Source organism: Mycobacterium sp. E1386, from assembly GCF_001672745.1.
In the GTDB taxonomy this organism is placed as follows: domain Bacteria; phylum Actinomycetota; class Actinomycetes; order Mycobacteriales; family Mycobacteriaceae; genus Mycobacterium.
In genome coordinates this window covers 1-26,247 of record NZ_LZKH01000221.1, presented here as the reverse complement: position 1 = coordinate 26,247, position 26,247 = coordinate 1, and the positions used below count along the sequence as shown (strand labels likewise).

Genomic DNA, 26,247 nt, shown 5'->3' with positions numbered 1-26,247 from the left:
GTGCTGGGCTCGACGCGGGCCAGCGCGACCGGCACCAACATGGCCATCAGGCCCGTGAGCACCGCCATCCCGTCGAAGAAGGTGCCGGTGCGGTCGCTGCTGCTGATCGGTGCGGCGGCACTGGCGGTCAGCGTCGCCCAGATTCCACACAACACGCTGGCGACGTTCGCGTTGCTCGCCGCGGGCATCGCGCTGGTGGGGGTGTTCGTGGTCGTCGACTGGCGGACGCACGCGGCGATATTGCCGCCCAGCGTGTTCGGTCCGGGGCCGTTGAAGTGGATCTACCTGACCATGGGTGCGCTGATGGGCGCCGCGATGGTGAACACCTACGTGCCGCTGTTCGGGCAGCGGTTGGCGCACCTGACCCCGATCGCGGCCGGGTTCCTGGGAGCCGCGCTGGCGCTCGGCTGGACGGTGAGCGAGATCGTCAGCGCGTCGCTGGAGAGCCCGCGCTCGATCAGGCTGGTGATCGTGGCGGCGCCGATCGTCGCCGCCTCCGGCCTGGCCCTGGCCGCGGTGGCAAGGCGCGGCGACACGTCGCCCTGGACGGCCGCGCTGTGGGCCGTGGCGCTGCTGGTGGCCGGGACCGGGATCGGTATGGCCTGGCCGCATTTGTCGGCGCGCGCGATGGCCTCGGTCGACGATCCGGCCGAGGGCAGCGCCGCCTCCGCGGCCATCAACACCGTCCAGCTGATCTCCGCGGCGATCGCCGCCGGTTTGGCCGGGGTGGTGGTCAACACCGCCAAGGGCGGCGACGGGATGGCGGCGCACTGGCTGTTCACGGTTTTCACCGCGCTGAGCGCCGCCGGTGTGGCGGTCTCCTACCGCGCGACCCGCGGAGTGCGCGAGGCGCTGCCGATCGGCTAGCCCGCGCTGAGCTCAGTCGGGGTTGTCGGCGGTCTGCAAGACCGCGACCACCCCGTCGACGTCGCCGAAGACTTGTCGTGCGTTCGCGATCTTGGCGCCCGACAACGTCATCGTCACCCGGACCTCGCCGTCGTCGATGTCGTGGGCATCCGCGTCGAGCTCGGTGAGCTGCCAGTTGCGCTGCCCGCAGATCCGCAACACCTCCCGCAGCATGCCGCGGCCGTTTTCGTAGATGATCTGCACCCGCACCGTGCCGCGCAGCTGGGCGGTCAGGCGGCCCTCGACCGCCTTGAACACCAGCGCACTGACGAAGTGCAGGGCCACGACGGCGATGGCGAGCAGCAGCAAGCCGGCGCCCACCGCCATGCCGACCGCGGCCGACTCCCAGACCGCGGCCGCCGTCGTGAGCCCGTGCACCGCGCCGCGCCGGGTGATGATGATGCCCGCGCCCAAAAAGCCGATGCCGGAAACGATTTGGGCCGCGACGCGAGACGGGTCCAGCACGATCGTGCCGCTCGACAGGACGTCGGCGAAGCCGTACTTACTGACCAGCATGATCAGCGCCGCCGAGGTCCCGACGATCGTCTGGGTGCGCAATCCGGCGCTCTTGCCCTGGATGGTGCGTTCCAGGCCGATGAGCGTGGTCAACCCGAAGGCGACGAACAGTTCGACGAGGTGGCGGACACCTTGTACGTTGCCGCCCAGCAGCGGCGCGGCCAGCCAACTCTGCATACCCGTTCAACTACCCAACAATTGGCGGTTCACGCCGTCGGCAAAGCGGCAATCACCGCGTGGACTTCACCACCTGCGAGTAATGGAACTGCCAACGTTCGACAATGCGGAAACCGAGATAACTCGGGAACCGATAAGCCGGGGCGCGCCCGAATGCAGGTCCCGGCGGCAATGACGGTCCGGATTGATGATCGGGCAACGACGTTTCTTTATTGGTAATTGTCCAGATCGCGGGGCATTTGTTGATTTTGGCCGTCGTCAGCCACACGGCGACGTGTCCGTCCCATAGCGACCCCACCTTCGGCCCGTAGGCGCCGCGTTCGACATCGATGAGTGACCGGAACGCCGCGGGCCGGGTGGCCAGCAGGGCGCGGATCGGCCCGGGCCGCCACGGCACGGTGTTGTCCACCAGCAGGCAGTCACCGGGCGCGGCGTGGGAGCTGATCAGATCGGCCACCTGGCTGTAGTCCCAGCCCTCCTTGGCGTACGGCCAGCGCTGGATGAACAGGTAGTTCGGCACCGCGGCAACGGCGCAGGCCAGCACCACTCCGGCGATGGGCCAGGGTTTGCGGGCGATCGTGACGATGCAAAGGGCAAGGACCACGGCCATCGCGGGCGCGGTGAAGATCAGATAGCGCGGGTAGTAGATCGGCTCGCCGACGGCCGAATAGATGACCACGAGCGCGGTGGGGATGACCAGCCACGCGGAGCAGATGATCAGGAGCCGGCGCGTGTCGCCGGTGGGGGGCCGGACACCGGCCAGCCGGGCCGCGACCGCCGCCACGATGAGCACGGCGGACAGAATGGCGAACGGGACGCTGTGGTCGAAATACTGGCGCAGGATGATGTCGAACGCGTAATGCCAGCTGACCGGGTAAATCCAGTTGACCTGCCATACCTGCGCGTGGGCGAACACGATGAACGGCACCATGGCCGCGACCGCCACGGATGAGGTGATCGCCCACCGAATAACCGCGGATTTGCGCGCCTTCTCGGGCGTCAATAGCGGCACCATCACGGCGTAAACCGGTACCAACAGCACCATGTTCAGATTGAGCAGAATCGCGAGCATCAAGGCCAGCGCGTAGCCAACCCACAATCGAAGTCCGTTGCGCCGGGCGGCGGCGACGAGCAATACGGTCAGCCAGACCGCCGCCGCGGCCGCGAAGGCGTAGGGGCGCGCCTCCATGCCCGCCCAGGTGGTGCGCGGCAGGATGGCGAACATGACGCCGGCGCACACCGCGGCCGGACGTGTCGAAAACTGCCTGGTGAAGACGGTGACGCCCGCCGCGGCGGCGCCCACCGCCAGGGCGCTGGGCGCTCGCGACCAGAACTCAGTCGGCGGGAACAGCGCGAACCAACCGTGCATCAGCAGGTAATACAGCCCGTGCACGGCATCGATGTGGCCCAGCAGCCGCCACAGCTCCGCCAGCGTCCGGCTCCCGGCGGCCGAGATCGTCGCCCCCTCGTCGAACCACAGGGAGGGCCTACACGCCCACGCGCCGCTGACCACGGCCGCGAACACGGCGATCGCCCACGGGTCGAGCAACCGCCCCGGCGAACGCGCCGGCGCGGTTTCTGCGACTCGGTCCGCGACGCGCTGCTCGACGGTGGGCATGGACATGATGCTTGTCACTGTAAAGCGCAATCGCGGGGCCGGCTCACAAATCGCGCCCCGCACATTAGCCCCAGGCGTCCGCATTCCGCGAAAAGCTGCGTTATGCAACGCTTTCCGCGTAGGGCCTGAGCATTTGATTGTTTTGCCATCGGCGATATTGTCCGCCCGCGCAGCGCAGCCCCGCAAATTATCGACACGCCGCGCCACGCGGTGTCGCTAATCTGTTCCCTCTGCAACGGGCAAACGCGATAGTGTCTTGGGTTGGCTGACCAACCGAAACTGGGAGGGTTAATGGGCGCCTATCAGACTGTAGTGGTGGGAACCGACGGCTCGGACTCGTCAATGCGTGCGGTGGACAAGGCGGCGCAGATCGCCGGGCCGGACGCCAGGCTGATCGTCGCATCGGCGTACCTGCCCCAGCATGAGGACACCCGGGCCGCCGACGCGCTGCGCAACGAAAGCTACAAGGTGTCCGGCACCGCGCCGATCTACGCGATCCTGCAGGACGCGAAGGAGCGGGCGCACAAGGCCGGGGCCAAGAACGTCGAGGAGCGCCCGATCGAAGGCGCCCCGGTCGACGCGCTGGTCAAGCTGGCCGAGGACGAGAAGGCCGACCTGCTGGTGGTCGGAAACGTCGGACTCAGCACAATCGCGGGCCGGCTGCTCGGATCGGTGCCGGCCAACGTGTCGCGGCGCGCCAAGGTGGACGTGCTGATCGTCCACACCACGTCGTAGCGGGGGCCTACCAGCCCCGCTCGCGCCATTCGCCCAGGTGAGGGCGCTCGGCGCCGAGCACCGTGTCGTCGCCGTGGCCGGGGTAGATGACGGTGGAGTCGTCGCACACGTCGAACACCCGGGTGGTGACGTCGTCCAGTAGCTGCGCGAAATCGCCGGGCTGCCATGTCTTGCCGACGCCGCCCGGGAAGAGGCAGTCGCCGGTGAACAGCTGGGTGACCCCGCCCGTGGCGGGCCCGTCGAGGGCAAGCGCGATCGAGCCGGGCGTGTGCCCGCGCAGGTGGATGACCTCGAACTGCAGCTCGCCGATCCGCACGGTGTCGCCGCCCGCCAGCAAACGGTCCGGTTTGACCGGCAACGCCGCGGCGTCGATCTCGTTGGCGGCGGTCGGCGCCCCGGTGGCCGCGGCCACGGCCTCCAGCGCCTGCCAGTGGTCGAAGTGCTGATGGCTGGTCACGATCAGCGACACCTTGGGTGCGTTCCGCCGGATCAAGCCGATCAGGACGTCCGCGTCATTGGCGGCGTCGATCAACAACGTCTCCCCGGTCTCCGAACACGTCACCAGATACGCATTGTTGTCCATAGGGCCCACCGACACCTTTAGGATCGTGGCGCCGGGTAGGGTCCGGCGGGCCGCAGTACCAGGGTCGACGTGTCCGGTGTAGTTGTCGCTCACCTTGTCGGGGGCAGTCATAGCGGCCACGTTACTGGTCAAACGTTTCTTGTCGGTACGGGCACATAGCATGGAATGCGCCGTGCGCATTACCGGCCGCAGAACGTAAAAGATCCACTGAGAGAGGGCAGCGTGGCTGACCGCCTGATCGTCAAGGGCGCCCGCGAACACAACCTGCGGGGCGTCGACCTCGACCTACCGCGCGACGCGCTGATCGTCTTCACCGGGCTGTCGGGGTCGGGCAAATCGTCGCTGGCTTTCGACACGATTTTCGCCGAGGGCCAGCGCCGGTACGTCGAGTCGCTGTCCGCGTATGCCCGCCAGTTCCTGGGCCAGATGGACAAGCCGGACGTCGACTTCATCGAGGGTCTGTCCCCGGCGGTGTCGATCGACCAGAAGTCGACCAACCGCAACCCGAGATCGACCGTCGGGACGATCACCGAGGTGTACGACTACCTGCGGCTGCTCTACGCGCGCGCCGGCACGCCGCACTGCCCGGTGTGCGGCGAGCGGATTGCCCGCCAGACTCCCCAGCAAATCGTCGACCAGGTCCTGGCGATGCCGGAGGGCACCCGCTTCCTGGTGCTCGCGCCGGTGGTGCGCACCCGCAAGGGCGAGTTCGCCGACCTGTTCGAGAAGCTGAACGCGCAGGGCTACAGCCGGGTCCGGGTCGACGGCGTGGTGCACTCGCTGACCGACCCGCCCAAGCTGAAGAAGCAGGAGAAGCACGACATCGAGGTGGTGGTGGACCGCCTCACCGTCAAGGCGAGCGCCAAGCAGCGGCTCACCGATTCCGTGGAGACCGCGCTGAACCTGGCCGACGGCATCGTCGTGCTGGAGTTCGTCGATCACGAGCACGACGCGCACAACCGCGAGCAGCGGTTCTCCGAGAAGCTGGCGTGTCCCAACGGGCACGCGCTGGCGGTCGACGACCTGGAGCCGCGATCGTTCTCCTTCAACTCGCCGTACGGCGCCTGCCCCGAGTGCACCGGCCTGGGCATCCGCAAGGAGGTCGACCCCGACCTGGTGGTGCCCGATCCCGAACGCACCTTGGCGGAGGGTGCGGTGGCCCCTTGGTCGACGGGCCACACCGCGGAGTACTTCACCCGGATGATGGCCGGGCTCGGCGACGAGATGGGCTTCGACGTCGACACGCCGTGGCGCAAGCTGCCGGCCAAGGCGCGCAAGGCGATTCTCGAGGGCTCGGATCACCAGGTGCATGTGCGCTACCGCAACCGGTACGGCCGAACCCGTTCGTACTATGCCGATTTCGAGGGTGTGCTGGCGTTCCTGCAGCGCAAGATGGCGCAGACCGAATCCGAGCAGATGAAGGAACGCTACGAGGGCTTCATGCGCGACGTGCCCTGCCCGGAGTGCGAGGGCACCCGGCTGAAGCCGGAGATCCTGGCGGTGACACTCAGCGCGGGGGACCGGGGCGCCAAGTCCATCGCCGAGGTCTCCGAGCTGTCGATCTCGGACTGCTCGGACTTCCTGAACGCGCTCACCCTGGGGCACCGGGAGCAGGCCATCGCCGGGCAGGTGCTCAAGGAGATCCAGTCTCGGCTCGGCTTTCTGCTCGACGTGGGGCTGGACTACCTGTCGCTGTCGCGCGCGGCGGCCACGCTGTCCGGCGGTGAGGCGCAACGCATCCGGTTGGCGACCCAGATCGGGTCCGGGCTGGTGGGCGTGCTCTACGTGCTCGACGAGCCGTCGATCGGGCTGCACCAGCGCGACAACCGTCGCCTCATCGAAACCCTCACACGGCTAAGGGATTTGGGCAATACGCTGATCGTCGTCGAGCACGACGAGGACACCATCGCCCACGCGGACTGGATCGTCGACATCGGGCCCCGGGCCGGCGAGCACGGCGGGCAGATCGTGCACAGCGGGACGTACGCCGAGCTGCTGGCCAACGACGACTCGATCACCGGCGCCTTCCTGTCGGGGAAGGAGGCCATCGAGATGCCGGCGATCCGGCGTGCGATAGACCGCAAGCGTCAGCTCACCGTCGTCGGCGCCCGCGAGCACAACCTGCGCGGCATCGACGTCTCGTTCCCGCTCGGCGTGCTGACCTCGGTGACCGGCGTGTCCGGCTCCGGAAAGTCGACACTCGTCAACGACATCCTGGCCACGGTGCTCGCCAACCGGCTGAACGGCGCCCGGCTCGTCCCTGGCCGGCACACCCGGGTGACGGGCCTGGACCACCTGGACAAGCTGGTGCGCGTCGACCAGTCGCCGATCGGGCGCACACCGCGGTCCAACCCGGCCACCTACACCGGCGTGTTCGACAAGATCCGCACCCTGTTCGCGGCCACCACCGAGGCCAAAGTCCGCGGCTACCAACCGGGCCGGTTCTCGTTCAACGTCAAGGGCGGCCGCTGCGAGGCGTGCACGGGCGACGGCACCATCAAGATCGAGATGAACTTCCTGCCGGATGTGTACGTGCCCTGCGAGGTCTGCCACGGCGCGCGCTACAACCGCGAAACCCTGGAAGTGCACTACAAGGGCAAGACCATCTCCGAGGTGCTGGACATGTCGATCGAGGAGGCGGCGGAGTTCTTCGAGCCGATCACCGGCATCCACCGGTACCTGCGCACGCTCGTCGACGTCGGCCTGGGCTATGTCCGGCTGGGCCAGCCCGCCCCGACGCTGTCCGGCGGTGAGGCGCAGCGCGTCAAGCTGGCCGCCGAACTGCAGAAGCGTTCGACGGGGCGCACCGTCTACATCCTCGACGAGCCCACCACCGGGCTGCATTTCGACGACATCCGCAAGCTGCTCACCGTGATCAACGGGCTGGTGGACAAGGGCAACACGGTCATCGTCATCGAGCACAACCTGGACGTCATCAAGACGTCGGACTGGATCGTCGACATGGGGCCCGAGGGTGGCGCCGAGGGCGGAACCGTTGTGGCCGAAGGCACCCCGGAGGACATCGCCGCCGTGCCGGAAAGCTACACCGGGAAGTTCCTCGCGGAGGTGATCGGCCGCGCCGCCCCGCCGCAGCGGCCGAAGCGGCGACGCAAAGCCACCGCCTGATTCTCAGCCGGGGATCTTGGTCGCCATCTGGTTGGCGATCAACCTCGCCTGGTTTATGACTCCGAGCCCGCACACGTCCACGTCGAAAACCACGTTGGACGCTGCCTCGAGGACGTGCTGGCACACCACCAGGCTGTTGGCCAACGTGTGCTGCAGGGCGATGTTGGGCGGATTGCCGCTGATCTGCCCGAAGGTCCATTGGAGTGACCCTTTCTCGCCGAGCTGGGTCACGGTCTTCCCGCCGCAGTCCCGCCATTGCGGCCATTGGTTGTTCACGAACCCCCGGGCCTGGTCGGCGGACGCGAAGATCACCGCCCCCTGGACCACGACGTTGGGAGGGTCGCTTTGCGGTTTCTTCATCACCTGGGCGAGCATCGCGGTGTAGCCGCTGCTCTTGTACGTCCGGGTTTGGAGACCGATGAACGCCCCGGTGCACTTGTCGTCGGACACGGTGCTGGTCGGGTCGGGGTCCGTCATCTCGCGCGTGCTGCCCTCGACGATGATCCCGGTGGTGCCGACCAGGGCGTTGATCTGGTCGACCGGAAGCAGGAGCGAATCCAGTTGTGCGGGACCCACTGTGGGGGCCGCGCTGCTGGTCGCCGCACTCGTGGTGGAGGGAGCCGCGGTGGTCGTCGTTGGGGAGGCGTCCGGCGGGGGATCACCGGACTTGCCGACCGCCAACCACACCCCGGTGCCCGCGATGACCGCGACGACGAGCGCGAGCGCGCCGATGACCAGCCCCAGCCTGCGCCGAGGGGGTGCGGGCGGCGCCCACGGCCCGCCGGGCGGGGCCGTGAACCACGCCGGAGGCGGCGGCGCGGGCTGGGCGGCAAACGGCTCAATGCGCGGCGGCGGCGCGAAATGCCGGCTGTGCTGGATCAGCTCGGTCGCCTCGCGTTGGTCCGGCGTGCTCAGCGCGTGCAGGGCCGCCTTCGCCAGATCACCCGCTGTCGGGTAGCGGTCGTTCGGGTCTTTGGCCATCCCGCGGGCGACGACCTCGTCGAACGCCGCCGGGACGGCGGGATTGCGTTGGCTGGGGCGCGGGATCGGCTCCACCAGGTGTGCGGCCATCAGGCTGCTGAGGCTGGTGGCCTGGAAAGGTGTTGTCCCCGTGAGGCATTCGAAAAGCAGGCAGGCGAGAGCGTAGATGTCGACGCGGTAGGTCGGGTCGTCGTTGCCGAATCGCTCGGGGGCCATGTAGTTCCAGCTGCCAATGGCGGCACCGGTTTTCGTCATCCTGGTCGCCCGCTGATCGGTGGCCGCCGCGGCGATGCCGAAGTCGACCAGGTAAGCGAAGTCGCCCTCGGTGAGCAGGATGTTCTCGGGTTTTATGTCGCGATGAATGACCCCGGCGCGGTGCGCGGCATCGAGCGCGGAGGCGACCTGTTCGACGATCGCGACCGCGCGCGGTGGTGGTAGCGGCCCGGTGCGGCTCAGCTCCGTGCCCACGTGACGCCCTTCGATCAGGCGCATGTCGATGAACACTTGACCGTCGAGCTCCCCGAAGTCGTGAATCGGCACGATATGGGGTTCCTGCAGCCGGCCGGCGGTCCGCGCCTCGCGCTGCATGCGCCGGCGAAACACGTCGTCGGAGCTGACTTCCTCGGAGACCAGCTTGAGCGCGACCACGCGGTCCTTGACGGTGTCGTAGGCCTCGTAAACCTCGCCCATCCCGCCGCGGCCCAGCAGGCGGCGCAGCTGGTACGGCCCGAACCGGCTCCCGATCCGCGAACCAGGCTGCGTTTCACTCATCGACGTCCCCCCGACGCTAAGCCAGCCGCCCTAGCCCTCATCCGTGCGCATCGACTCGCGGATTTCGGCCAACCGTTCGGCCGCGGCGCGCTCGCGCTCGTCGTATTGCTCGGCGACGGTGCGGCCCTCGGGGGATTCGGCGTCCAATTCCGCGTCGCCCAAGGAAGTCGCGTAGCGGTTTTCGATCTTCTCGCGGACGGAATCGAAGGTCGGCACGCCGGCGCTGTCGTACCCAGGATCGGGCGGGGTGGGTTCGTCGGGCATGAAGGTCACGCTACTAAAAGCCCGGCGGCGGCCCGCCGCTCGCGCTCCAGATAGCGCACCATTTGTTCCCAATACACCAGCGTCAACGCCATCTGCACCGCGATGGCCGCCGCCGCGGGCAGCAGGCGGCGGCGACGCGCGGCGGCGACGGCGGCGAGCGCGGCCACCGAAGTCAGCACGCTGATGACCATGGCCGCGTCCCGGGGGCGACGGCTGATCCACAGCTCCTCGCCCAGCATCGCCCGCGTCGACCATGCCCGCTCGTGCGCCGGCTTGCCGAAAACGAACGGGTTGACGGCCAGCCACAGCCCGAGCCACGCCGCATGGCTCCAGCGCCGCGTCCACGGCGGCACCAGGATCAGCGGGGTGCTCGCCCAGCGGGTCCAGGCGCTCCACGGATTGCAGTGCCGCGCAAAGATCGCGCGCCGAACCCGCGCAACAGCAAACACCGGCCGGCTACCGCCTGGCGGGATTGGAATGGTCGGCCGGGATGACGACCGGGGTGGCGGGCGCGGGTGGCGCAGCGCCGGGCAGCGCGGTCCGCGGAATTCCCGGCGTGCCCAGCCGGCCGGCCAGCCACGGCAGCGCGGCGGCGAAGACCCGGTCGGCGAACGGCCAATCGTGCTTGCCCGGCTGCGCCAGCACCGCGCAGTCGATTCCGTTGGCGCGCCCGAGTGAACACAGCGAATAAGCGGCCGCCGTCTGGTTGCCGGGGTCGGCGGCCGCTTCCCGGGCGGCGAGCCGTATCGCGCCGCCGTCGGTCATCATCGGGTCGTGGCGCAATGCGGGCGGGCCGTCGGAGGAGATGGCGAACCAGCCCGCGACGTCGCTGTACCGCCCGTGCCGGCTGATCACCGTGGTCGGGTCGAATGCCGCCCACGCGTCGGCGTTTCCGCCGAAGAGCCGCGCGATGGTTTGCGTCTTGTTTCCGGCATTCGGGAAGAAGTCGCCGGCGACGTCGACGAACGCGCTGAACATGTCGGGGTGCATGACGGTCAGGTCCACGGCGCAGGTCCCGCCCATCGACCAGCCGGCGATGCCCCACTGCGACCGGTCGCGGCTGACGCCGAACTTGGAAACCAGGTACGGCACAACGTCTTTGGTCAGATGGTCGGCGGCGTTACCGCGGACTCCGTTGACGCATTCGGTGTCGTTGTTGAAGGCCCCGCCGGAGTCGACGAACACCAGCACCGGTGCCTTGCCGTCGTGGGCGGCCGCGAAGTCGTCGATCGTCTTGACCGCGTTGCCCGCGCGGGTCCAGTCCGCCGGGGTGTTGAACTGGCCGCCGATCATCATGACGGTCGGCAGCGCCGGCGGCGGGCTGCTGGTGAACCATTCGGGCGGCAGGTAAACCAGCTCACCGCGGTGCTTGAAATGTGAGGCGTCAGAGGGGATCGCGACCGGAACCACGCTGCCGTGCGGCGGCCGCGCCCGTTTGGCGGCCATCGCGGTGACGGTGGCCGGGTCGGTTTGATCGGGCAGGGGACCGGACGTGATCTGGCTCCACGCGGCCTGCACGGTCGGGAAATAGCCGACCCACAGGTTGAGGACCAGCGCGGCACACAGCGCGCACAACGGCACGGCCAGCAGGCCCGCCCCGCGCCGCCAGCGGCGCGCGCCGCGCCAACCCAGGAGCAGCACGGCCACCGCCATGCCGGTCAACGTGATCCAGAGCCACAGCGCCGCCGGCGCGGGTTCGTCGGACAGGCCGCGGTCGACGATGTACCAGTGCGTCAGGTAGGCCACGGCAGCGCCGGCCAGCGCAGCCGCCGGCAACCACACCGTCCGCCACCGACGCGACCGCCAGCCGACGGCCAGCGTCAGCACGACCGCGGTCACCACCTGGATCGTGGTGGGCACCCAGCCGTGCATCAGCGACGTGTGACTACTTGCCAGCAACTGCGTCGCGGCATTGGTCGTCGACGCGGTCACGGCATTCATTGTGAGCCATTGTTAACCGGCCTGGAACATATTCACCGAATGTTCGCCGGTGGGCCGCCCGCGTGTCCGGGGCCGCCTAGTGGGGCTTGGCCAGCGGAAATGGCAGCGTTTCACGGATGCTACGGCCGGTTATGAGCATGACGAGCCGATCGATGCCCATGCCGAGCCCGCCGGTGGGCGGCATCGCGTACTCCATGGCCTGCAGGAAGTCTTCGTCGAGCTCCATGGCCTCGGGGTCGCCGCCGGCGGCCAGCAGCGACTGCTCCTGCAGGCGGCGGCGCTGCTCGACCGGATCGGTGAGCTCGCTGTAGGCGGTCCCCAGCTCGACGCCCCAGGCCACCAGGTCCCACCTTTCGGCGACGCCGCGCCGGCTGCGGTGCGGCCGGGTCAGCGGCGAGACGGACGTCGGGAAGTCGATGTAGAAGGTCGGCCGCTCGGTCCGGTCCTCGACCAGGTGCTCGTACAGCTCCAGCACCACGGCGCCGGCATCCCACTGCGCGCGATACGGAATGTGGGCCGCGTCGGAAAGTTTGCGCAAAACGGACAGCGGGGTGTCGGGATCGATGTGGTCCCCGAGCGCCTCGGACACCGCGTCGTGCACGGTCTTCACGGGCCAGTCCCCGGAGATGTCGATCGGTTCGAGGCGGCCGTCGGCGCCGGGCCGCAGCACGGTCTGCTCGCCGTTGGCGGCCTGCGCGGCGTTTTGAATGAGCTCCCGGCTGCCGTCGATCCAGACCATGTAGTCGGCGTGCGCCTGGTAGGCCTCCAGCAGCGTGAACTCCGGGTTGTGGCTGAAGTCGACCCCCTCGTTGCGGAAGGCCCGGCCCAGCTCGAACACCCGCTCCACGCCGCCGACGCATAGCCGCTTCAGGTACAGCTCCGGCGCGATGCGCAGGAACAGGTCCATGTCGTAGGTGTTGATGTGGGTGACGAACGGCCGGGCGGTGGCTCCGCCGTGGATCTGCTGCAGGATCGGCGTCTCGACTTCGATGAACCCCTTGGCGAACAAGGTTTCCCGGACGGAGCGCAAGACGCTGCTGCGGGCCGTGACCAGCTCGCGCGACTCGGGATTGACCGCCAGGTCGACGTAGCGGGTCCGCACCCGCGCCTCGGGGTCGGTCAGCCCCTTCCACTTGTTCGGCAGCGGCCGCAGGCACTTACCGATCATCCGCCAGTCGCGCACGATCAACGAGCGGGTGCCGTTCTTGGAAAAGCCCATGTGCCCGGTCATCTCGACCAGGTCGCCGAGGTCGATGGCCGCGGTGAAGTCCGCGGTGCGGCTGTGTTCCAGGCGTGAATTGTCCAGCAGCACCTGCAATTCGCCCGACCAGTCCCGCAGCTGGGCGAACAGCACCCCGCCGTAATCGCGTATCCGCAGTATCCGGCCCGCCACCGAGATGTTTTCCTGATCGTCGGCGTCCAGCGCCCGGGCGATCGTGTGACTGGGCGGGGATCCCACCGGGTACGCGTCAATGCCGTTGCGCCGCAAGATCTTCAGCTTGGCCAGGCGCACCCGTACCTGCTCGGGCAGGCGGGCCCTCGACTCCTCGAGTTCCGCGTCGTCCCGTCGCTGCTGAAGCTCGCTGACGTCGGGCGCCGAGCCGTCGTGATGCAGCAGGCCCGACTCCACCAGCCTGGGCGGCACGGCGGGGTGATGGCCGGTGTGCACCTTCTCGCGCCGGGTGAACGGCAGCACCAGGAAGCCCTCGGCGATCACCGAGGCGACGCCGACCCGGGGTATCAGCCGCGCGTCCTCGTAGCAGGCGTAGCGCGGGACCCATTCCGGTTGGTACTTCATGTTCGACCGGTACAGCGTCTCCAGCTGCCACCACCGCGAGAAGAACAGCAGCAGCCCCCGCCACAGCCGGGCGACCGGGCCCGCGCCGAGCTGGGCGCCCTGTTCGAACGCCGAGCGGAACATCGCGAAGTTCAGCGAAATGCGGCTGATGCCAAGGGTTTCGGCGGTCAGCGCGAGCTCGCTGACCATGAGCTCGATGGTGCCGTTGGGGGACTGCGGCGAGCGGCGCATCAAGTCCAGGGAGACCCCGGTGGTTCCCCACGGGACCAGCGACAGCATCGCCACGACGGCGCCGTCGCGGTCCAGCGCTTCGACCAGCAGGCAGTCGCCATCCGCCGGATCGCCCAGCCGGCCCAGCGCCATGGAGAAGCCGCGCTCGGTCTGCGTGTCGCGCCAGGCGTCGGCGCGGGTGATCGTCTGGGTCATCTCCTCGGCCGAGATGTCGCGGTGCCGGCGGATGCGCACCGTCAGCCCAGCCCGGCGGGCCCGGGTCACGGCTTGGCGCACCCCGCGCATGTCGGGGCCGGACAGCCGGAAATCGGCGGTCCGCAGGATGGCCTCGTCGCCCAACTCGAGCGCGTTGAGCCCCGCTTCCCGATAGACGCGCGCCCCCTGCGTGCTGGCACCCATGACGCCCGGCGCCCAGCCGTAGGTCTGGCACAGCCCCAGCCACGCGTCGATGGCCTGCGGCCACGCCCGCGGGTCGCCGATCGGGTCGCCGCTGGCCAGGCAGACGCCGACTTCGACGCGGTAGGTGATGGCGGCGCGGCCGCTTTGCGCGAACACCACCGACTTGTCGCGGCGGGTCGCGAAGTATCCGAGCGAGTCGTGCTTGCCGTACAGCTCGAGCAGCCCGCGGATTGCCGACTCGTCCTCACCGGTGAGCGCGTTCTCGGCGCGCTGGGATTGGAAGAGCACGATGGTCGCCAGGATCAGCGCCAGCGCTCCGAACAGGCCGAAGATCGCGTTGAGGAACACGTGCGGCTTGCCGGTGAACAGGTCCGGATCGGCCAGGGCGAATCCGACCACCCGGTTGGCCACGTAGGACAGCCGGTCCTGGCGCGCCAGCGTTCCGGGCCACAACTCCACCAGGCCCCACGAGAGCAGGATCCCGACCACGTCCCCCGCGACCAGCACCGCGGCCGCCTTGACCAGAGCGCCTTTGCGGACCTTGGCCCAGAACTCCCGGTACGCCAGCACCAGCAGCACAATCGCCACGATGTGCACCGCGAACCCGAGGTTCTCCCCGAAGGTTTCGGCCGCGGTGTTGTCGCCCGCGGCCATGTCGGCGACGTTCAGGCCGGCGGCAAGGATCATCTGGCCGAGCAGCACCAGCCAGGCGATCCGTTTCCGGGCGGTCAGGGCCGCGGCCAACAATGCCAGCACGAACGACCACGCGATGCTGGTGTCGGGGAAGTTGAACAGGTAGTTGTTGATGAACTCCCGGGGGACCTTGATCAGCCACCGGATCGCCGGGGAGACGCTGGCCAGCAGCGACACGGTGGCGATGACGCCCACAATCCACCCGGCCGCCGCCGGTACCCAGCGATACCGGGATTGCGACCGGCCGCGAGCCCCCGAACGGGACCCCGAACGAGATGAAGCGAGTGTCACAGACCGCGAGGATATGCCCTCAATCCGTGAAAAGCTTGGCGAAGCGCGAAGAGCGGCTGGCAATAATTGGTCCGGTCGCCCAAGCGTGCTCGTGCGCGCCGGACGGGGGTCCGGGGCGAAGTGCAAAAAGCCGCCCCGTGGCTGCTAAACTGGCGTCCGCGACCATCCCGGCGAAGGCCAGGATCAGTAAGTGGAGTCCCACTCCCACCGCGTGCCACGAAGTTTCCTTCAAGGCTTGGCGGTCCGGTCACAGACATCGCGCATGTCTGTTCCGCGAGCAACGCGGGCGGCTTGACTAGTTGCAAGCCGTGATCGGTCGGCATTGGGCCCTGCTATTGCAGGGCTTTTTTGCTGGTGGTGTGGTGTTTCCGCCGCTGGATCCCGACCGAGGCCCTGGCCGTGAGCGCAGGATATCTATAAGCCCAACAAGGGAGGCCCCATCAGCACTGAGACCCGCGTCAACGAGCGCATCCGCGTACCTGAAGTCAGATTGATCGGCCCCGGGGGAGAGCAGGTAGGCATAGTGCGCATCGAAGACGCACTGCGCGTCGCTGCGGACGCCGATCTCGACCTCGTCGAAGTCGCCCCCAACGCCAGACCCCCGGTCTGCAAGATCATGGACTACGGCAAGTTCAAATACGAGGCGGCGCAAAAGGCGCGCGAATCCCGCCGGAACCAGCAGCAGACCGTCGTCAAAGAGCAAAAACTGCGACCAAAGATCGACGATCACGATTACGAGACCAAGAAGGGTCACGTGATCCGCTTCCTGGAGGCGGGTTCGAAGGTGAAGGTCACCATCATGTTCCGCGGACGTGAGCAGTCGCGGCCCGAGTTGGGCTACCGCTTGCTGCAGCGGCTGGGCGCGGACGTCGCCGAATACGGCTTCGTCGAGACGTCCGCCAAGCAGGACGGCCGCAACATGACGATGGTGCTGGCCCCGCACCGCGGCGCGAAGACTCGTGCCAGGGCGCGGCACCCCGAAGGACCCGGGGACGGCGCGGCATCGGACGCCGACGCGGGCGCCGACACCCCTTCACCCAACTGACCCGAGACCAACTAGCGAGAATTTCAGAAGTAGAGGAAACATGCCCAAGGCCAAGACCCACAGCGGGGCTTCGAAGCGGTTCCGGCGCACCGGAACCGGCAAGATCCTGCGCGAGAAGGCGAACCGTCGCCACCTGTTCGAGCACAAGCCGTCCACCCGGACTCGCCGGCTGGAAGGCCGCACGACCGTGGCGGCCAACGACACCAAGCGGATCAACAAGCTGCTGAACGGCTGATCTTCACCCAGCCGAGCGCCGGGGCCCGTCGGTGCCGGCACCCGACCCATTTACTTAGAACGAGAGTAGGAACACCCATGGCACGCGTGAAGCGGGCGGTCAACGCCCACAAGAAGAGGCGCAGCATTCTCAAGGCCTCGAAGGGCTATCGCGGCCAGCGCTCGCGGCTCTACCGCAAAGCCAAAGAGCAGCAGCTGCATTCGTTGAACTACGCCTACCGCGACCGCCGCGCGCGCAAGGGCGAGTTCCGGAAGCTGTGGATCTCGCGGATCAACGCGGCGGCGCGCGCCAACGACATCACCTACAACCGGCTGATCCAGGGTCTGAAGGCCGCCGGTGTGGAAGTGGACCGCAAGAACCTCGCCGACATCGCGATCACCGATCCCGCGGCGTTCACCGCGCTGGTTGACGTCGCCCGGGCCGCACTGCCTGAGGACGTCAACGCGCCCTCGGATTCCGGAGAGGCCGCCTAGCCCCTGCTGACCGAACGTTCGGCCCGGGTCGCCGCGGCGGTCAAACTGCATCGCCACGTCGGCCGGCGGCGGGCGGGCCGATTCCTGGCCGAAGGCCCCAACCTGGTCGAGGCGGCGGCCGCCCGCGGCCTGGTCCGCGATGTCTTCGTCACCGAAGCCGCGTCGCAGCGGTATGCGGCTTTGCTTGGCGCGCAGCGCTGTCCGGTCCATCTGGTCAGCGAGCGGGCCGCAAAGGCGCTGTCGGACACCGTCACACCCGCCGGGCTGGTGGCCGTCTGCGAAATGCCCGCGACCGGCCTGGCGGACGTGCTGGCCGGCTCACCCCGGCTGATCGCGGTCGCCGTCGAGCTCGGCGAACCGGGCAACGCGGGCACGGTCATTCGCATCGCCGACGCCATCGGCGCACAGGGCGTGATCCTCGGCGGGCACAGCGTCGACCCGTACAACGGCAAGTGTCTGCGCGCCTCGACCGGCAGCATCTTCTCGATTCCGGTGGTCGCCGAGCCCGACGCGGCCGCCGCGCTGGGCGCCGTGCGCGCCGCCGGGCTGCAGGTGCTGGCGACCACGGTGGACGGCGAGACCCGCCTCGACGACGCCGCGGCGCTGCTCGCCAGGCCCACCGCGTGGTTGTTCGGGCCCGAATCACAGGGTCTGCCAACCGAAATCGCGGCGGCGGCCGATCACCGCATGCGCATCCCGATGGCCGGCGGTGCCGAGAGCCTGAACGTGGCCTCCGCCGCGGCCATCTGCCTCTACCAGAGCGCGCAGGCGCTTGGCATGTTCAAGCGGCCCTGACGCGACCCCGGGCGGGCCGCAGACCCGCCAGCGACAGCGTCCCGTGCACCAGCGAGCCGGCGCGCTCCATGAGCGCCTTGGCCGGGTCGAGCGGCGAGCGGGGCTTTGGGGGGAAGTAGTGCATGGGCAGCCCGCGCCGGTCGCGCGGCGGCGCCATGAACGGCGGAGCCTCCACCAACGGCGCGTTGTCGGGCAGCCGCCCCTCGGCCCGGCGGTACGCGGCCAGCGCCCGGGGGTGCAGCCGAATCTCGTCGGGAACCGCCAGGAAGGCCAGTTCGACGAACTTGCCGAACAGCCGCAGCAGCACCTCGTCGCCGGGCGTCCAGCGCATGCCCGCCTTCTCGCGAACCGCGGGCTCGAACAGCCCCGCCGCGATCCAGCGCTGGCCGGCGACCAGCGGCCTGAACATCTGGTCCCAGACCGGCGTCGGCATCAGCACGAATTTCGGCTTGGGGATCCGGATTCGGAAGATGTCCAGCGTCGCCTGGTTGATTTCCAATTGCTCGCGGCAGACCCGGTCCCAATACTCCTGGAACTCCTCCCAGGAGGTGGGCACCGGTCGCATGCTCATCCCGTACATCCGGTACCACCGGACGTGCTCGTCGAACAGCTGCCGCTTCTCGGCCTCCGTCAAGCCCCCGCAGAAGTACTCGGCCACCTTGATCACCAGCATGAAGAAGGTGGCGTGGGCCCAATAGAAGGTTTCGGGGTTCAGCGCGTGATACCGGCGCCCGGACGCGTCGACGCCCTTGATGGTGTGGTGGTAGCTCGTGATCTGCCGTCCCGTCTGGGCCGCCCGGTCACCGTCGTAGACGACGCCCATGATCGGGTACACCGAGCGGGCCACCCGCTGCAGGGGCTCGCGCAGCAGGATCGAATGCTCCTCGACGCCCGCGCCGAGCTCCGGATACATGTTCTGAATCGCGCCGATCCAGACGCCCATCATTCCCGTGCGTAGATCGCCGAAGTACTTCCAGGTCAGGGAATCGGGCCCGAGCGGATCGTCGGATCTCGTTGGAATGGCAGTCATCTCGGCCTCCTCGGCTCACGATAACTTTGACAACGCGCGTTGTCTACGATTTCGGCCGCGCGCGCCGGTGGGTGTTACGCAGCGTCCATAGTGGTGTGGCGTCCCTGTGATCAGGCGATACGTTGCGAGCTGTGACACAAACCGCGGGGCCTTCATTGCCCGCCTCCGGCGCAACCAAATAACCTGGCCAGGTGGAACTCGCGCGTCGCGACCCGGACTCGGGCGAGCCCGGACAACCGACGGCGACGTCGTCCGATTCGCCGCCGCGTTCCGCGGTCTCGGCGCACGGCGCCTCGCAGTGGTTGCACAACCGGAATCACAGTCCCGGCGCGGTGGCGTTCATCCGCCGGGCGCGGCGTCTGCTGCCCGGCGACCCCGAGTTCGGCGACCCGCTGTCCACGGCCGGCGACGGTGGACCGCGCGCCGCGGCGCGTGCCGCCGACCGGCTGCTGGGGGATCGCGATGCGGTGTCGCGGGAAGTCAGCCTCGGGCTGTTGCAGGTGTGGCAGGCGCTGACCGAGTCGGTCGCCCGGCGCCCCGCGAATCCCGAGGTGACGCTGGTGTTCACCGACCTGGTCGGCTTCTCGTCGTGGTCCTTGCAGGCCGGTGACGAGGCGGCGCTCACCCTGCTGCGACAGGTGGCGCGGGCCGTCGAGCCGCCGCTGTTGGACGCCGGTGGCCACATCGTCAAACGGATGGGTGACGGCCTGATGGCCGTCTTCGGCGATCCCACGGTCGCGCTGCGGGCCGTCCTGGCAGCCAAGGATGCGCTGAAGTCCGTCGAGGTGGCCGGCTACACACCGCGGATGCGGGTCGGGATTCACACCGGGCGGCCCCAGCGGTTGGCGGCGGACTGGCTCGGTGTCGACGTCAACATCGCCGCGCGGGTGATGGAACGGGCCACCAAAGGCGGGGTCATGGTGTCAGGTTCGACACTCGACCTGATCGCCCAGAGCGAACTGGACGCAATGGGCGTGGTCGCCAAACGTGCACGTAAACCGGTTTTTGCGGGCAAGACGACGGGCGTCCCGGCCGACTTGGCGATATATCGTTTGAGGACTCATAGGGAGTTGACAGCGCCCGATCACACTTCCGAAACAAATTAATCGACATAATGGACGCAATGTTTGGGGGCGTCTTCGCCCGGCTCGCCCGGGTCCAGTTCACGGTGGGATACGTGGCGATGCTGCTTGCCGTCAGCTGTGCCATCTTGGCGCTCGGCCCGCACGCGCACGACGTGCTGGTCGAGCGGGCCAGCACCAACCTGCACAACCTGGCCCATGGCCACGTGGGCACGCTGCTGGGCAGCGCGCTGGTCGTCGACGCCGGTCCGCTCTACTTCTGGTTGCCGTTCCTCACCTGCCTGCTCGCGCTCGGCGAACTGCACCTGCGCACCATCCGGCTGGTGGTCGCGTTCCTCGTCGGGCACATCGGCGCGACGCTGCTCGTGGCCGCCGCCCTGGCCGCGGCGGTCGAGTTCGAGTGGATGCCGGTGTCGATCACCCGGGCCAGCGACGTCGGGATGAGCTACGGCGCCCTGGCGGTGCTCGGGGCGATGACGGCGGTGATTCCGCAGCGCTGGCGGGCCGCCTGGGTCGGTTGGTGGGTGTCGGCCGGCATCGCCTCGGCGATCATCGGCGGCGATTTCACCGATGCCGGCCATACCGTCGCCGTGGTGCTGGGCGTGCTGGTCTCCGCCCGGCTCCGCCAGCCCATCCACTGGACGCCGGTGCGCATCATGATGCTGGCCGCCTCGTCGGGCTTCGGCTTTCTGCTGCTGGCCCACCACTGGGGCACGATGGCCGCGGCGCCCGCCTTCGGCGTCCTGGGCGCGCTGGCCGCGCACAAGCTCGTGCGGTTCGCCACCGGGCGCGCGGTGTCGGACGACGCCGCCCTGGCCGGCGCGCAGCCGGTCGCGGCCGGCTAGACACCGGCTCGCCCTTACCCCGAAGCGCCCGCCGGGCCGCGCGCACCGCATCACTATGATCGGCACTTGCCGCTGGGGACCTTCCTCCCAGCCCCTCATCAGCAAGGAGCGTGTCGCCGCGTGGGTGCTCAGCCCGTCGACCTGTCACCGGATGCCTTGGCCGAGGCGGTCGGCGCCGCCCGGGAGGCGATCGCGCTCGCCGGCGATCTGGACGCGCTGGCGCGCGTGAAGACCGAGCACCTCGGTGACCGCTCACCGCTGGCGCTGGCCCGCCAGGCGCTGGGCAGCGTCCCCAAGGACGAGCGGGCCGACGCCGGCAAGCGGGTCAACTCCGCGCGAACCGAAGTGCAGCGCAGCTACGACGATCGGCTGGCGGCGCTGCGGGCCGAACGCGACGCGGCGGTGCTGGCCGCCGAGGGCATCGACGTCACCCTGCCGTCGGGCCGGCAGCCGACCGGCGCCCGACACCCGATCACCCAGCTGGCCGATCACATCGCCGACACCTTCATCGCGATGGGGTGGGAGCTGGCGGAGGGGCCGGAAGTCGAGACCGAGCAATTCAACTTCGACGCCCTCAACTTCCCCGCGGACCACCCGGCGCGCAGCGAGCAGGACACCTTCTACATCGCGCCGGACGATTCCCGGCAGCTGCTGCGCACCCACACGTCGCCGGTGCAGGTGCGCACCCTGCTGGCCCACGAGCTGCCCGTCTACATCATCTCGATCGGCCGCACCTTCCGCACCGACGAGCTCGACGCCACCCACACGCCGGTCTTCCACCAGGTCGAGGGGCTGGCGGTGGACCGCGGCCTGTCCATGGCGCATCTGCGGGGCACCCTCGACGCGTTCGCCCGGGCCGAGTTCGGCCCGGAGGCGCGCACCCGGATCCGCCCGCACTTCTTCCCGTTCACCGAACCCTCCGCCGAGGTCGACGTGTGGTTCGTCGGCAAGAAGGGTGGCGCCGGCTGGGTGGAGTGGGGCGGCTGCGGCATGGTGCACCCAAACGTGTTGCGGGCGGCCGGGATTGACCCCGACGTCTACTCCGGGTTCGCGTTCGGCATGGGCCTGGAACGCACCCTGCAGTTCCGTAACGGCATACCCGACATGCGCGACATGGTCGAGGGCGACGTCCGGTTCTCGTTGCCGTTCGGGGTGGGTGCCTGATGCGCATCCCCTACAGCTGGCTGCAAGAAGTGGTAGCGGCGGGCGCCCCGGGCTGGGACGTCGCGCCCGGCGATCTCGAGCAGGCGTTGATCCGCATCGGCCACGAGGTCGAGGAGGTCGTCACCCTCGGCCCGGTCGACGGGCCGCTGACCGTGGGACGGGTGACGGACATCGAGGAGCTCACCGGCTTCAAAAAACCGATCCGCGCCTGCCGAGTGGACGTCGGCGACGGCGCGGAGCGCGACATCGTTTGCGGTGCAACGAATTTCGCCGTCGGCGATCTGGTGGTCGTGGCGCTGCCCGGCACCACGCTGCCGGGCGGGTTCGCTATCACCGCACGCAAGACCTACGGCCGCGACTCCGACGGCATGACCTGCTCGGCGGCCGAACTCGGTTTGGGCGCCGACCATTCCGGGATCCTGGTGCTGCCGCCCGGCACCGCCGAGCCGGGCGCCGAGGGCGCCACGGTCCTGGGCTTGGACGACGTGGTCTTTCACCTCGCGATCACCCCCGACCGGGGCTACGGCATGTCGGTGCGCGGGCTCGCCCGCGAGATCGCCTGCGCCTTCGACCTGAACTTCGTCGATCCGGCGGACATCAAGCCGTTGCCGGCCGAGGGCGAGGCGTGGCCGCTCACGGTGGACGCCGAGACCGGCGTGCGCCGATTCGCCCTGCGGCCCGTCACCGGGATCGACCCGGCGGCGGTGTCGCCGTGGTGGCTGCAACGGCGGCTGCTGCTGGCCGGGATCCGTGCGACGTCGCCGGCGGTGGACGTCACCAACTACGTGATGCTCGAACTCGGTCACCCCATGCACGCCCATGACCGCGACCGCATCTCCGGGGGCCTGGTCGTGCGGTTCGCCCGTCCCGGCGAGACGGTCGTCACCCTGGACGACATCGAGCGCCGGCTCGATCCGGCCGACGTCCTGATCGTCGACGACCGGGCGACCGCGGCGATCGGTGGCGTGATGGGCGCGGCGAGCACCGAGGTGCGCGCCGACTCCACCGACGTGCTGCTGGAGGCCGCCGTCTGGGACCCGGCGGCCGTCTCGCGCACCCAGCGCCGGTTGCACCTGCCCAGCGAGGCGGCCCGGCGCTACGAGCGCGGCGTGGACCCGGCCGTCTCGGTGGCCGCACTGGACCGCTGCGCGGCGCTGCTCGTCGAGATCGCCGGGGGAGCGGTGGAGGAGAAGCTGACCGATTGGCGGGGCGACCCGCCGACCGACGACTGGTCGCTACCGCCGATCCGGATGCCGGCCGACCTGCCCGACCGTGTCGCCGGGGTGGCCTACCCCGCGGGCGCCACCGCGCGGCGCCTGACGCAGATCGGGGCTTCGGTGAGCGACGGCGGCGGGGTCCTGACCGTGACGCCGCCGAGCTGGCGACCCGATCTGTTGCAGCCCGCCGACCTCGTCGAGGAGGTGCTGCGGCTGGAGGGGCTGGAGGCCATTCCGTCGGTGCTGCCCGCGGCCCCGGCGGGCCGGGGCCTCACCGCGGGGCAGAAACGCCGCCGCGCCATCGGCAGAGCGCTCGCGGAATCGGGGTACGTCGAGATCCTGCCGACGCCGTTCCTGCCCGCGGGGGTGTTCGACCTGTGGGGCCTGCCGGAAGACGACCCGCGACGCGCCACCACGCGGGTGCTCAACCCGCTGGAGGCCGACCGTCCGCACCTGGCCACCACGCTGCTGCCCGCGCTGCTGGAAGCGTTGGTGCGCAACGTATCCCGCGGGCTGGTGGACGTCGGGCTGTATGCCCTGGCCCAGGTGGTGCAACCGACCGAGCAGACCCGCGGCGTGCAGCCCATTCCCGTGCACCGCCGGCCGACCGATCACGAGATCGCGCTGCTGGACGCCTCGCTGCCCCGCCAGCCGCAGCACGCCGCGGTGGTGCTGGCGGGCCTGCGCGAACGCCGGGGCCCCTGGGGGCCCGGCCGCCGGGCCGAGGCCGCCGACGCGTTCGACGCGGCGCGCATCATCGCCCGCGCCAGCGGCGTCGAGGTGAGCCTGCGGGCGGCCCAACTCCTGCCCTGGCATCCGGGCCGGTGCGCCGAGGTACTCGTCGGGGAGACCGTCGTCGGTCACGCCGGGCAATTGCACCCCGCCGTGATCGAGCGGTCCAACCTGCCGAAGGGCACCTGCGCCGTCGAACTGAACCTCGACGCGATCCCGATCGTCCAGGCGCTGCCGGCGCCCAGGGTGTCGCCGTTCCCGGCCGTCTTCCAGGACCTCAGCCTGGTCGTGCCCGCGCACGTGCCCGCCCAGGCGGTGGCCGACGCGGTCCGGGAGGGCGCCGGCGAGCTGCTGGAAGACCTGCAACTCTTCGACGTCTTCACCGGCCCGCAGCTCGGGGAAGACCGCAGATCGCTGACCTTCGCACTGCGGTTCCGCGCCCCGGATCGCACGCTGACCGAGGACGACGCCAGCGCGGCCCGCGACGCCGCGGTGCGGCGCGCCGCCGAGGCGGTCGGCGCCGAACTGCGGGCCTGACGCCGCGCGGCCGACCTACCGGGGTCCGATCGGGCGCCGGGTGACGCCCTCGTAATTTTGCCGGGCGAGATTTATTTTCGGATCGTCGGCGGCGGATCGTCGTTTCCCCTGTGTTCATTGTGTGATTCATTTGTGTTCACCCTGTCTGGGGCCGCGTTCCGCCGAGCTAGACGCGGGTCACCGCCGCCCGGACCGCCGATCGCCACACTCAGGCCTTTGCTGATCGCCGCTCGGAAGGTGCCAGGCTCGGCCGGCGGCGCCGAATGTCTTTGCGTAACTCCTGGCTAGTGTCCTGGGCACGAGAGCACCCCAGCGACCGCCAGCCGATCTCGCATCCATCGGGTGGCGGTAGTCGGAAGGCGCTCAATGTCGTTGACGTACAGCGCTATCGGCGGCGTGAGTGAGAGGCCGATGGCGATCGGCCGGGTGGAGGAAGCGGATGGATTTCGGGGCGTTACCGCCGGAGGTCAACTCCGGCCGGATCTACTCTGGACCGGGATCGGCGCCGCTGCTGGCTGCTGCGGCCGCGTGGGACGGGTTAGCCGGCGAACTGAATTCCGCGGCGGCGTCCTACGCCGCTGCGATCGCGGAGCTGACAACCACCTGGCACGGGCCCTCGTCGATATCGATGGCTGGCGCGGCGGCCCCCTACATCGGGTGGCTTGGCAGTGGCGCCCTGCGGGCGGAGCAGACCGCGGCGCGGGCCAGGGCGGCGGCGGCGGCCTACGAGGCCGCTTTCGCGGCCACCGTGCCGCCGCCGGTGATCGCGGCCAACCGGGCCTTGCTGGCCTCGCTGATCGCGACCAACATCCTGGGTCAGAACACCCCCGCGATCGCGGCCACCGAGGCGCAGTACGCCGAGATGTGGGCCCAGGACGCGGGCGCCATGTATGGCTACGCCGCCTCGTCGGCTGCGGCGGCGCAACTGACCCCGTTCGCCGCGCCACCCGCGACCACCGACGGCAGCGGGGAGGCCGACCAGTTGGCCGCGGTCACCTCGGCGATCGGGCCGTCGAGCGCCTCCGGCGTGGAATCTGCGCTGTCACAGGCGGTCTCGCAGGGTCCGGCCGGCCTGCAAACCCTCGCCGTGAACGCGAATGCGGTGACGACGGCGGCGAGCGGTCTCCCGCTGAGCCTGACGGACATCACGGGGATCCTGAAGACGTTCAACAGCGTCATGGGCACGATCTCCGGGCCGTACACCCCGCTCGGCGTGGCGAACCTGGCGAAGAACTGGTACCAGATCGCCCTCAGTATCCCGAGCGTGGGGACGGGCATCCAAGGGATCGGACCCCTACTGCACCCCAAAGCGCTCACCGGGGTCTTGGCGCCGCTGCTGCGCAGCGACCTGCTGAGCGGCGCGACCGCGGTGTCGACTGCGAGTTCGGTTTCGGCCGCGACGGGCCAGGCCGGCCTGGTCGGGTCGTTGTCGGTGCCGGCGAATTGGGCTGCTGCCGTTCCCGCGATCCGAACGGTGGCCGCCGAGCTGCCGGAGACGATGGCGCAAGCCGCTCCCGCGATGGCCGCGACCGGCCAACAAGGCATGTTCGGCCCGACGGCTCTGTCAAGCCTGGCCGGGCGCGCCGTCGGCGCGAGCGCCACCCGCGCGGTCGCCGGGCCGGCGTTTCGGGTGCCCGGTGCCGTCGCCGTCGACGACCTCGCGACCACGTCCACCGTCATCGTGATCCCGCCGAACACCAAATAAGAAAGGGTGCGGCAATGGTTTTCAGCGATTTCGCAACGCTGCCACCTGAGGTGATCTCCACCCAGATCTATGCGGGCCCGGGCGCCGGGCCGCTGCTCGCGGCCGCCGCGGCCTGGGAGACGCTGGCCGCCGAGTTGCACTCCACCGCGGCCTCCTACGGCACGGTCATTTCGGACCTGGTCGGCGAGTCGTGGCAGGGCCCGTCGTCGGAGTCGATGGCCGCGTCGGTGGCACCGTATCTGGCGTGGATGTCGACCATGGCGGGCCAAGCCGAGCAGACCGCCACCCAGGCCCGGGCCGCGGCCGGCGCCTACGAGGCCGCCCTGGCGGCCACCGTGCCGCCACAGCTCGTCGCGG

General features: G+C 69.5%; 22 protein-coding genes. 13 read left to right on the top strand and 9 right to left on the bottom strand.

Annotated features, from left to right (window positions below; translation table 11 throughout):
* A partial coding sequence (locus tag A5709_RS23080) for an MFS transporter (protein WP_369827394.1) occupies window positions 1–867 on the top strand: 867 nt, incomplete at its 5' end.
* 12 nt (window positions 868–879) lie between these two features.
* Here the strand turns inward: A5709_RS23080 and A5709_RS23075 are convergent.
* A complete protein-coding gene (locus A5709_RS23075; RefSeq protein ID WP_068011102.1) occupies window positions 880–1,599 on the bottom strand; it encodes an MgtC/SapB family protein in 720 nt (239 codons plus the stop codon).
* Window positions 1,600–1,651: 52 nt separating this feature from the next.
* Window positions 1,652–3,223: a glycosyltransferase family 39 protein gene (locus tag A5709_RS23070; RefSeq protein WP_068011103.1), complete on the bottom strand. Its 1,572-nt coding sequence runs from the start codon at window positions 3,221–3,223 to the stop codon at window positions 1,652–1,654.
* Window positions 3,224–3,508: 285 nt separating this feature from the next.
* On the opposite strand from A5709_RS23070, the gene A5709_RS23065 reads away from it, so the two are divergent.
* Complete coding sequence (locus tag A5709_RS23065; RefSeq protein ID WP_067951216.1) at window positions 3,509–3,952, top strand: universal stress protein; 444 nt, start codon at window positions 3,509–3,511, stop codon at window positions 3,950–3,952.
* Window positions 3,953–3,959: 7 nt separating this feature from the next.
* On the opposite strand, the gene A5709_RS23060 is transcribed toward A5709_RS23065, so the two are convergent.
* A complete protein-coding gene (locus A5709_RS23060) occupies window positions 3,960–4,646 on the bottom strand; it encodes an MBL fold metallo-hydrolase (RefSeq protein ID WP_068011107.1) in 687 nt (228 codons plus the stop codon).
* A gap of 111 nt (window positions 4,647–4,757) precedes the next feature.
* Between A5709_RS23060 and uvrA the strand changes: the two genes are divergently transcribed.
* On the top strand, window positions 4,758–7,661 hold the full coding sequence (gene uvrA / locus A5709_RS23055; RefSeq protein WP_068122757.1) for an excinuclease ABC subunit UvrA: 2,904 nt from the start codon (window positions 4,758–4,760) through the stop codon (window positions 7,659–7,661).
* A gap of 3 nt (window positions 7,662–7,664) precedes the next feature.
* Here the strand turns inward: uvrA and A5709_RS23050 are convergent, their stop codons facing one another.
* The 5 genes from A5709_RS23050 to lysX all read right to left on the bottom strand — a co-directional run bounded on the left by A5709_RS23050 (window position 7,665) and on the right by lysX (window position 15,030).
* Entirely contained in the window at window positions 7,665–9,413 is a 1,749-nt protein-coding gene (locus A5709_RS23050; protein ID WP_068011109.1) for a serine/threonine-protein kinase PknH/PknJ, read from the bottom strand.
* 30 nt (window positions 9,414–9,443) lie between these two features.
* Entirely contained in the window at window positions 9,444–9,677 is a 234-nt protein-coding gene (locus A5709_RS23045) for a hypothetical protein (RefSeq protein ID WP_068011158.1), read from the bottom strand.
* Between the two features lie 5 nt (window positions 9,678–9,682).
* A complete protein-coding gene (locus A5709_RS23040) occupies window positions 9,683–10,126 on the bottom strand; it encodes a DUF6653 family protein (RefSeq protein WP_231972069.1) in 444 nt (147 codons plus the stop codon).
* Between the two features lie 7 nt (window positions 10,127–10,133).
* Complete coding sequence (locus A5709_RS23035) at window positions 10,134–11,618, bottom strand: alpha/beta hydrolase family protein (RefSeq protein ID WP_197501008.1); 1,485 nt, start codon at window positions 11,616–11,618, stop codon at window positions 10,134–10,136.
* Between the two features lie 76 nt (window positions 11,619–11,694).
* Window positions 11,695–15,030: a bifunctional lysylphosphatidylglycerol synthetase/lysine--tRNA ligase LysX gene (gene lysX, locus A5709_RS23030; protein ID WP_082974343.1), complete on the bottom strand. Its 3,336-nt coding sequence runs from the start codon at window positions 15,028–15,030 to the stop codon at window positions 11,695–11,697.
* A 439-nt stretch (window positions 15,031–15,469) separates the two neighbouring features.
* On the opposite strand from lysX, the gene infC reads away from it, so the two are divergent.
* The 4 genes from infC to A5709_RS23010 all read left to right on the top strand — a co-directional run bounded on the left by infC (window position 15,470) and on the right by A5709_RS23010 (window position 17,578).
* The gene (infC, locus tag A5709_RS23025; RefSeq protein ID WP_082939437.1) at window positions 15,470–16,075 is read left to right on the top strand and encodes a translation initiation factor IF-3; all 606 of its coding nucleotides are present in this window, start codon (window positions 15,470–15,472) and stop codon (window positions 16,073–16,075) included.
* Between the two features lie 40 nt (window positions 16,076–16,115).
* Window positions 16,116–16,310: a 50S ribosomal protein L35 gene (rpmI, locus tag A5709_RS23020; protein ID WP_067951226.1), complete on the top strand. Its 195-nt coding sequence runs from the start codon at window positions 16,116–16,118 to the stop codon at window positions 16,308–16,310.
* Between the two features lie 77 nt (window positions 16,311–16,387).
* On the top strand, window positions 16,388–16,783 hold the full coding sequence (gene rplT / locus A5709_RS23015) for a 50S ribosomal protein L20 (RefSeq protein WP_046184507.1): 396 nt from the start codon (window positions 16,388–16,390) through the stop codon (window positions 16,781–16,783).
* A gap of 3 nt (window positions 16,784–16,786) precedes the next feature.
* Window positions 16,787–17,578, top strand: coding sequence for an RNA methyltransferase (locus A5709_RS23010; protein WP_068122751.1), 792 nt, complete (start codon window positions 16,787–16,789; stop codon window positions 17,576–17,578).
* On the opposite strand, the gene A5709_RS23005 is transcribed toward A5709_RS23010, so the two are convergent.
* On the bottom strand, window positions 17,565–18,608 hold the full coding sequence (locus tag A5709_RS23005) for an oxygenase MpaB family protein (RefSeq protein ID WP_067951228.1): 1,044 nt from the start codon (window positions 18,606–18,608) through the stop codon (window positions 17,565–17,567). The genes A5709_RS23010 and A5709_RS23005 overlap by 14 nt on opposite strands.
* 191 nt (window positions 18,609–18,799) lie before the next feature.
* On the opposite strand from A5709_RS23005, the gene A5709_RS23000 reads away from it, so the two are divergent.
* The 6 genes from A5709_RS23000 to A5709_RS22975 form a co-directional block, all read left to right on the top strand.
* A complete protein-coding gene (locus tag A5709_RS23000; protein WP_068122748.1) occupies window positions 18,800–19,714 on the top strand; it encodes an adenylate/guanylate cyclase domain-containing protein in 915 nt (304 codons plus the stop codon).
* Window positions 19,715–19,731: 17 nt separating this feature from the next.
* On the top strand, window positions 19,732–20,535 hold the full coding sequence (locus A5709_RS22995) for a rhomboid-like protein (RefSeq protein ID WP_068122760.1): 804 nt from the start codon (window positions 19,732–19,734) through the stop codon (window positions 20,533–20,535).
* Between the two features lie 120 nt (window positions 20,536–20,655).
* Window positions 20,656–21,699, top strand: coding sequence for a phenylalanine--tRNA ligase subunit alpha (gene pheS, locus A5709_RS22990; RefSeq protein ID WP_068011118.1), 1,044 nt, complete (start codon window positions 20,656–20,658; stop codon window positions 21,697–21,699).
* Window positions 21,699–24,185 carry a phenylalanine--tRNA ligase subunit beta gene (gene pheT / locus A5709_RS22985; RefSeq protein WP_068122745.1) on the top strand — a complete coding sequence of 829 codons (2,487 nt, stop codon included), beginning with the start codon at window positions 21,699–21,701 and terminating at the stop codon, window positions 24,183–24,185. The genes pheS and pheT overlap by 1 nt, the downstream gene beginning before the upstream one ends.
* Window positions 24,186–24,624: 439 nt before the next feature.
* The gene (locus tag A5709_RS22980; RefSeq protein ID WP_068011122.1) at window positions 24,625–25,890 is read left to right on the top strand and encodes a PPE family protein; all 1,266 of its coding nucleotides are present in this window, start codon (window positions 24,625–24,627) and stop codon (window positions 25,888–25,890) included.
* A 14-nt stretch (window positions 25,891–25,904) separates the two neighbouring features.
* A partial coding sequence (locus tag A5709_RS22975) for a PPE domain-containing protein (RefSeq protein ID WP_156768136.1) occupies window positions 25,905–26,247 on the top strand: 343 nt, incomplete at its 3' end.

Bases quoted from the DNA above. Each gene is read 5' to 3' on its own strand.
- A5709_RS23075 (WP_068011102.1), bottom strand. From the start codon at position 1,599: ATGCAGAGTTGGCTGGCCGCGCCGCTGCTGGGCGGCAACGTACAAGGT.
- A5709_RS23070 (WP_068011103.1), bottom strand. From the start codon at position 3,223: ATGTCCATGCCCACCGTCGAGCAGCGCGTCGCGGACCGAGTCGCAGAA.
- A5709_RS23065 (WP_067951216.1), top strand. From the start codon at position 3,509: ATGGGCGCCTATCAGACTGTAGTGGTGGGAACCGACGGCTCGGACTCG.
- A5709_RS23060 (WP_068011107.1), bottom strand. From the start codon at position 4,646: ATGACTGCCCCCGACAAGGTGAGCGACAACTACACCGGACACGTCGAC.
- A5709_RS23050 (WP_068011109.1), bottom strand. From the start codon at position 9,413: ATGAGTGAAACGCAGCCTGGTTCGCGGATCGGGAGCCGGTTCGGGCCG.
- A5709_RS23045 (WP_068011158.1), bottom strand. From the start codon at position 9,677: ATGCCCGACGAACCCACCCCGCCCGATCCTGGGTACGACAGCGCCGGC.
- A5709_RS23035 (WP_197501008.1), bottom strand. From the start codon at position 11,618: ATGAATGCCGTGACCGCGTCGACGACCAATGCCGCGACGCAGTTGCTG.
- rpmI (WP_067951226.1), top strand. From the start codon at position 16,116: ATGCCCAAGGCCAAGACCCACAGCGGGGCTTCGAAGCGGTTCCGGCGC.
- rplT (WP_046184507.1), top strand. From the start codon at position 16,388: ATGGCACGCGTGAAGCGGGCGGTCAACGCCCACAAGAAGAGGCGCAGC.
- A5709_RS23005 (WP_067951228.1), bottom strand. From the start codon at position 18,608: ATGACTGCCATTCCAACGAGATCCGACGATCCGCTCGGGCCCGATTCC.
- A5709_RS22995 (WP_068122760.1), top strand. From the start codon at position 19,732: ATGTTTGGGGGCGTCTTCGCCCGGCTCGCCCGGGTCCAGTTCACGGTG.
- pheT (WP_068122745.1), top strand. From the start codon at position 21,699: ATGCGCATCCCCTACAGCTGGCTGCAAGAAGTGGTAGCGGCGGGCGCC.
- A5709_RS22980 (WP_068011122.1), top strand. From the start codon at position 24,625: ATGGATTTCGGGGCGTTACCGCCGGAGGTCAACTCCGGCCGGATCTAC.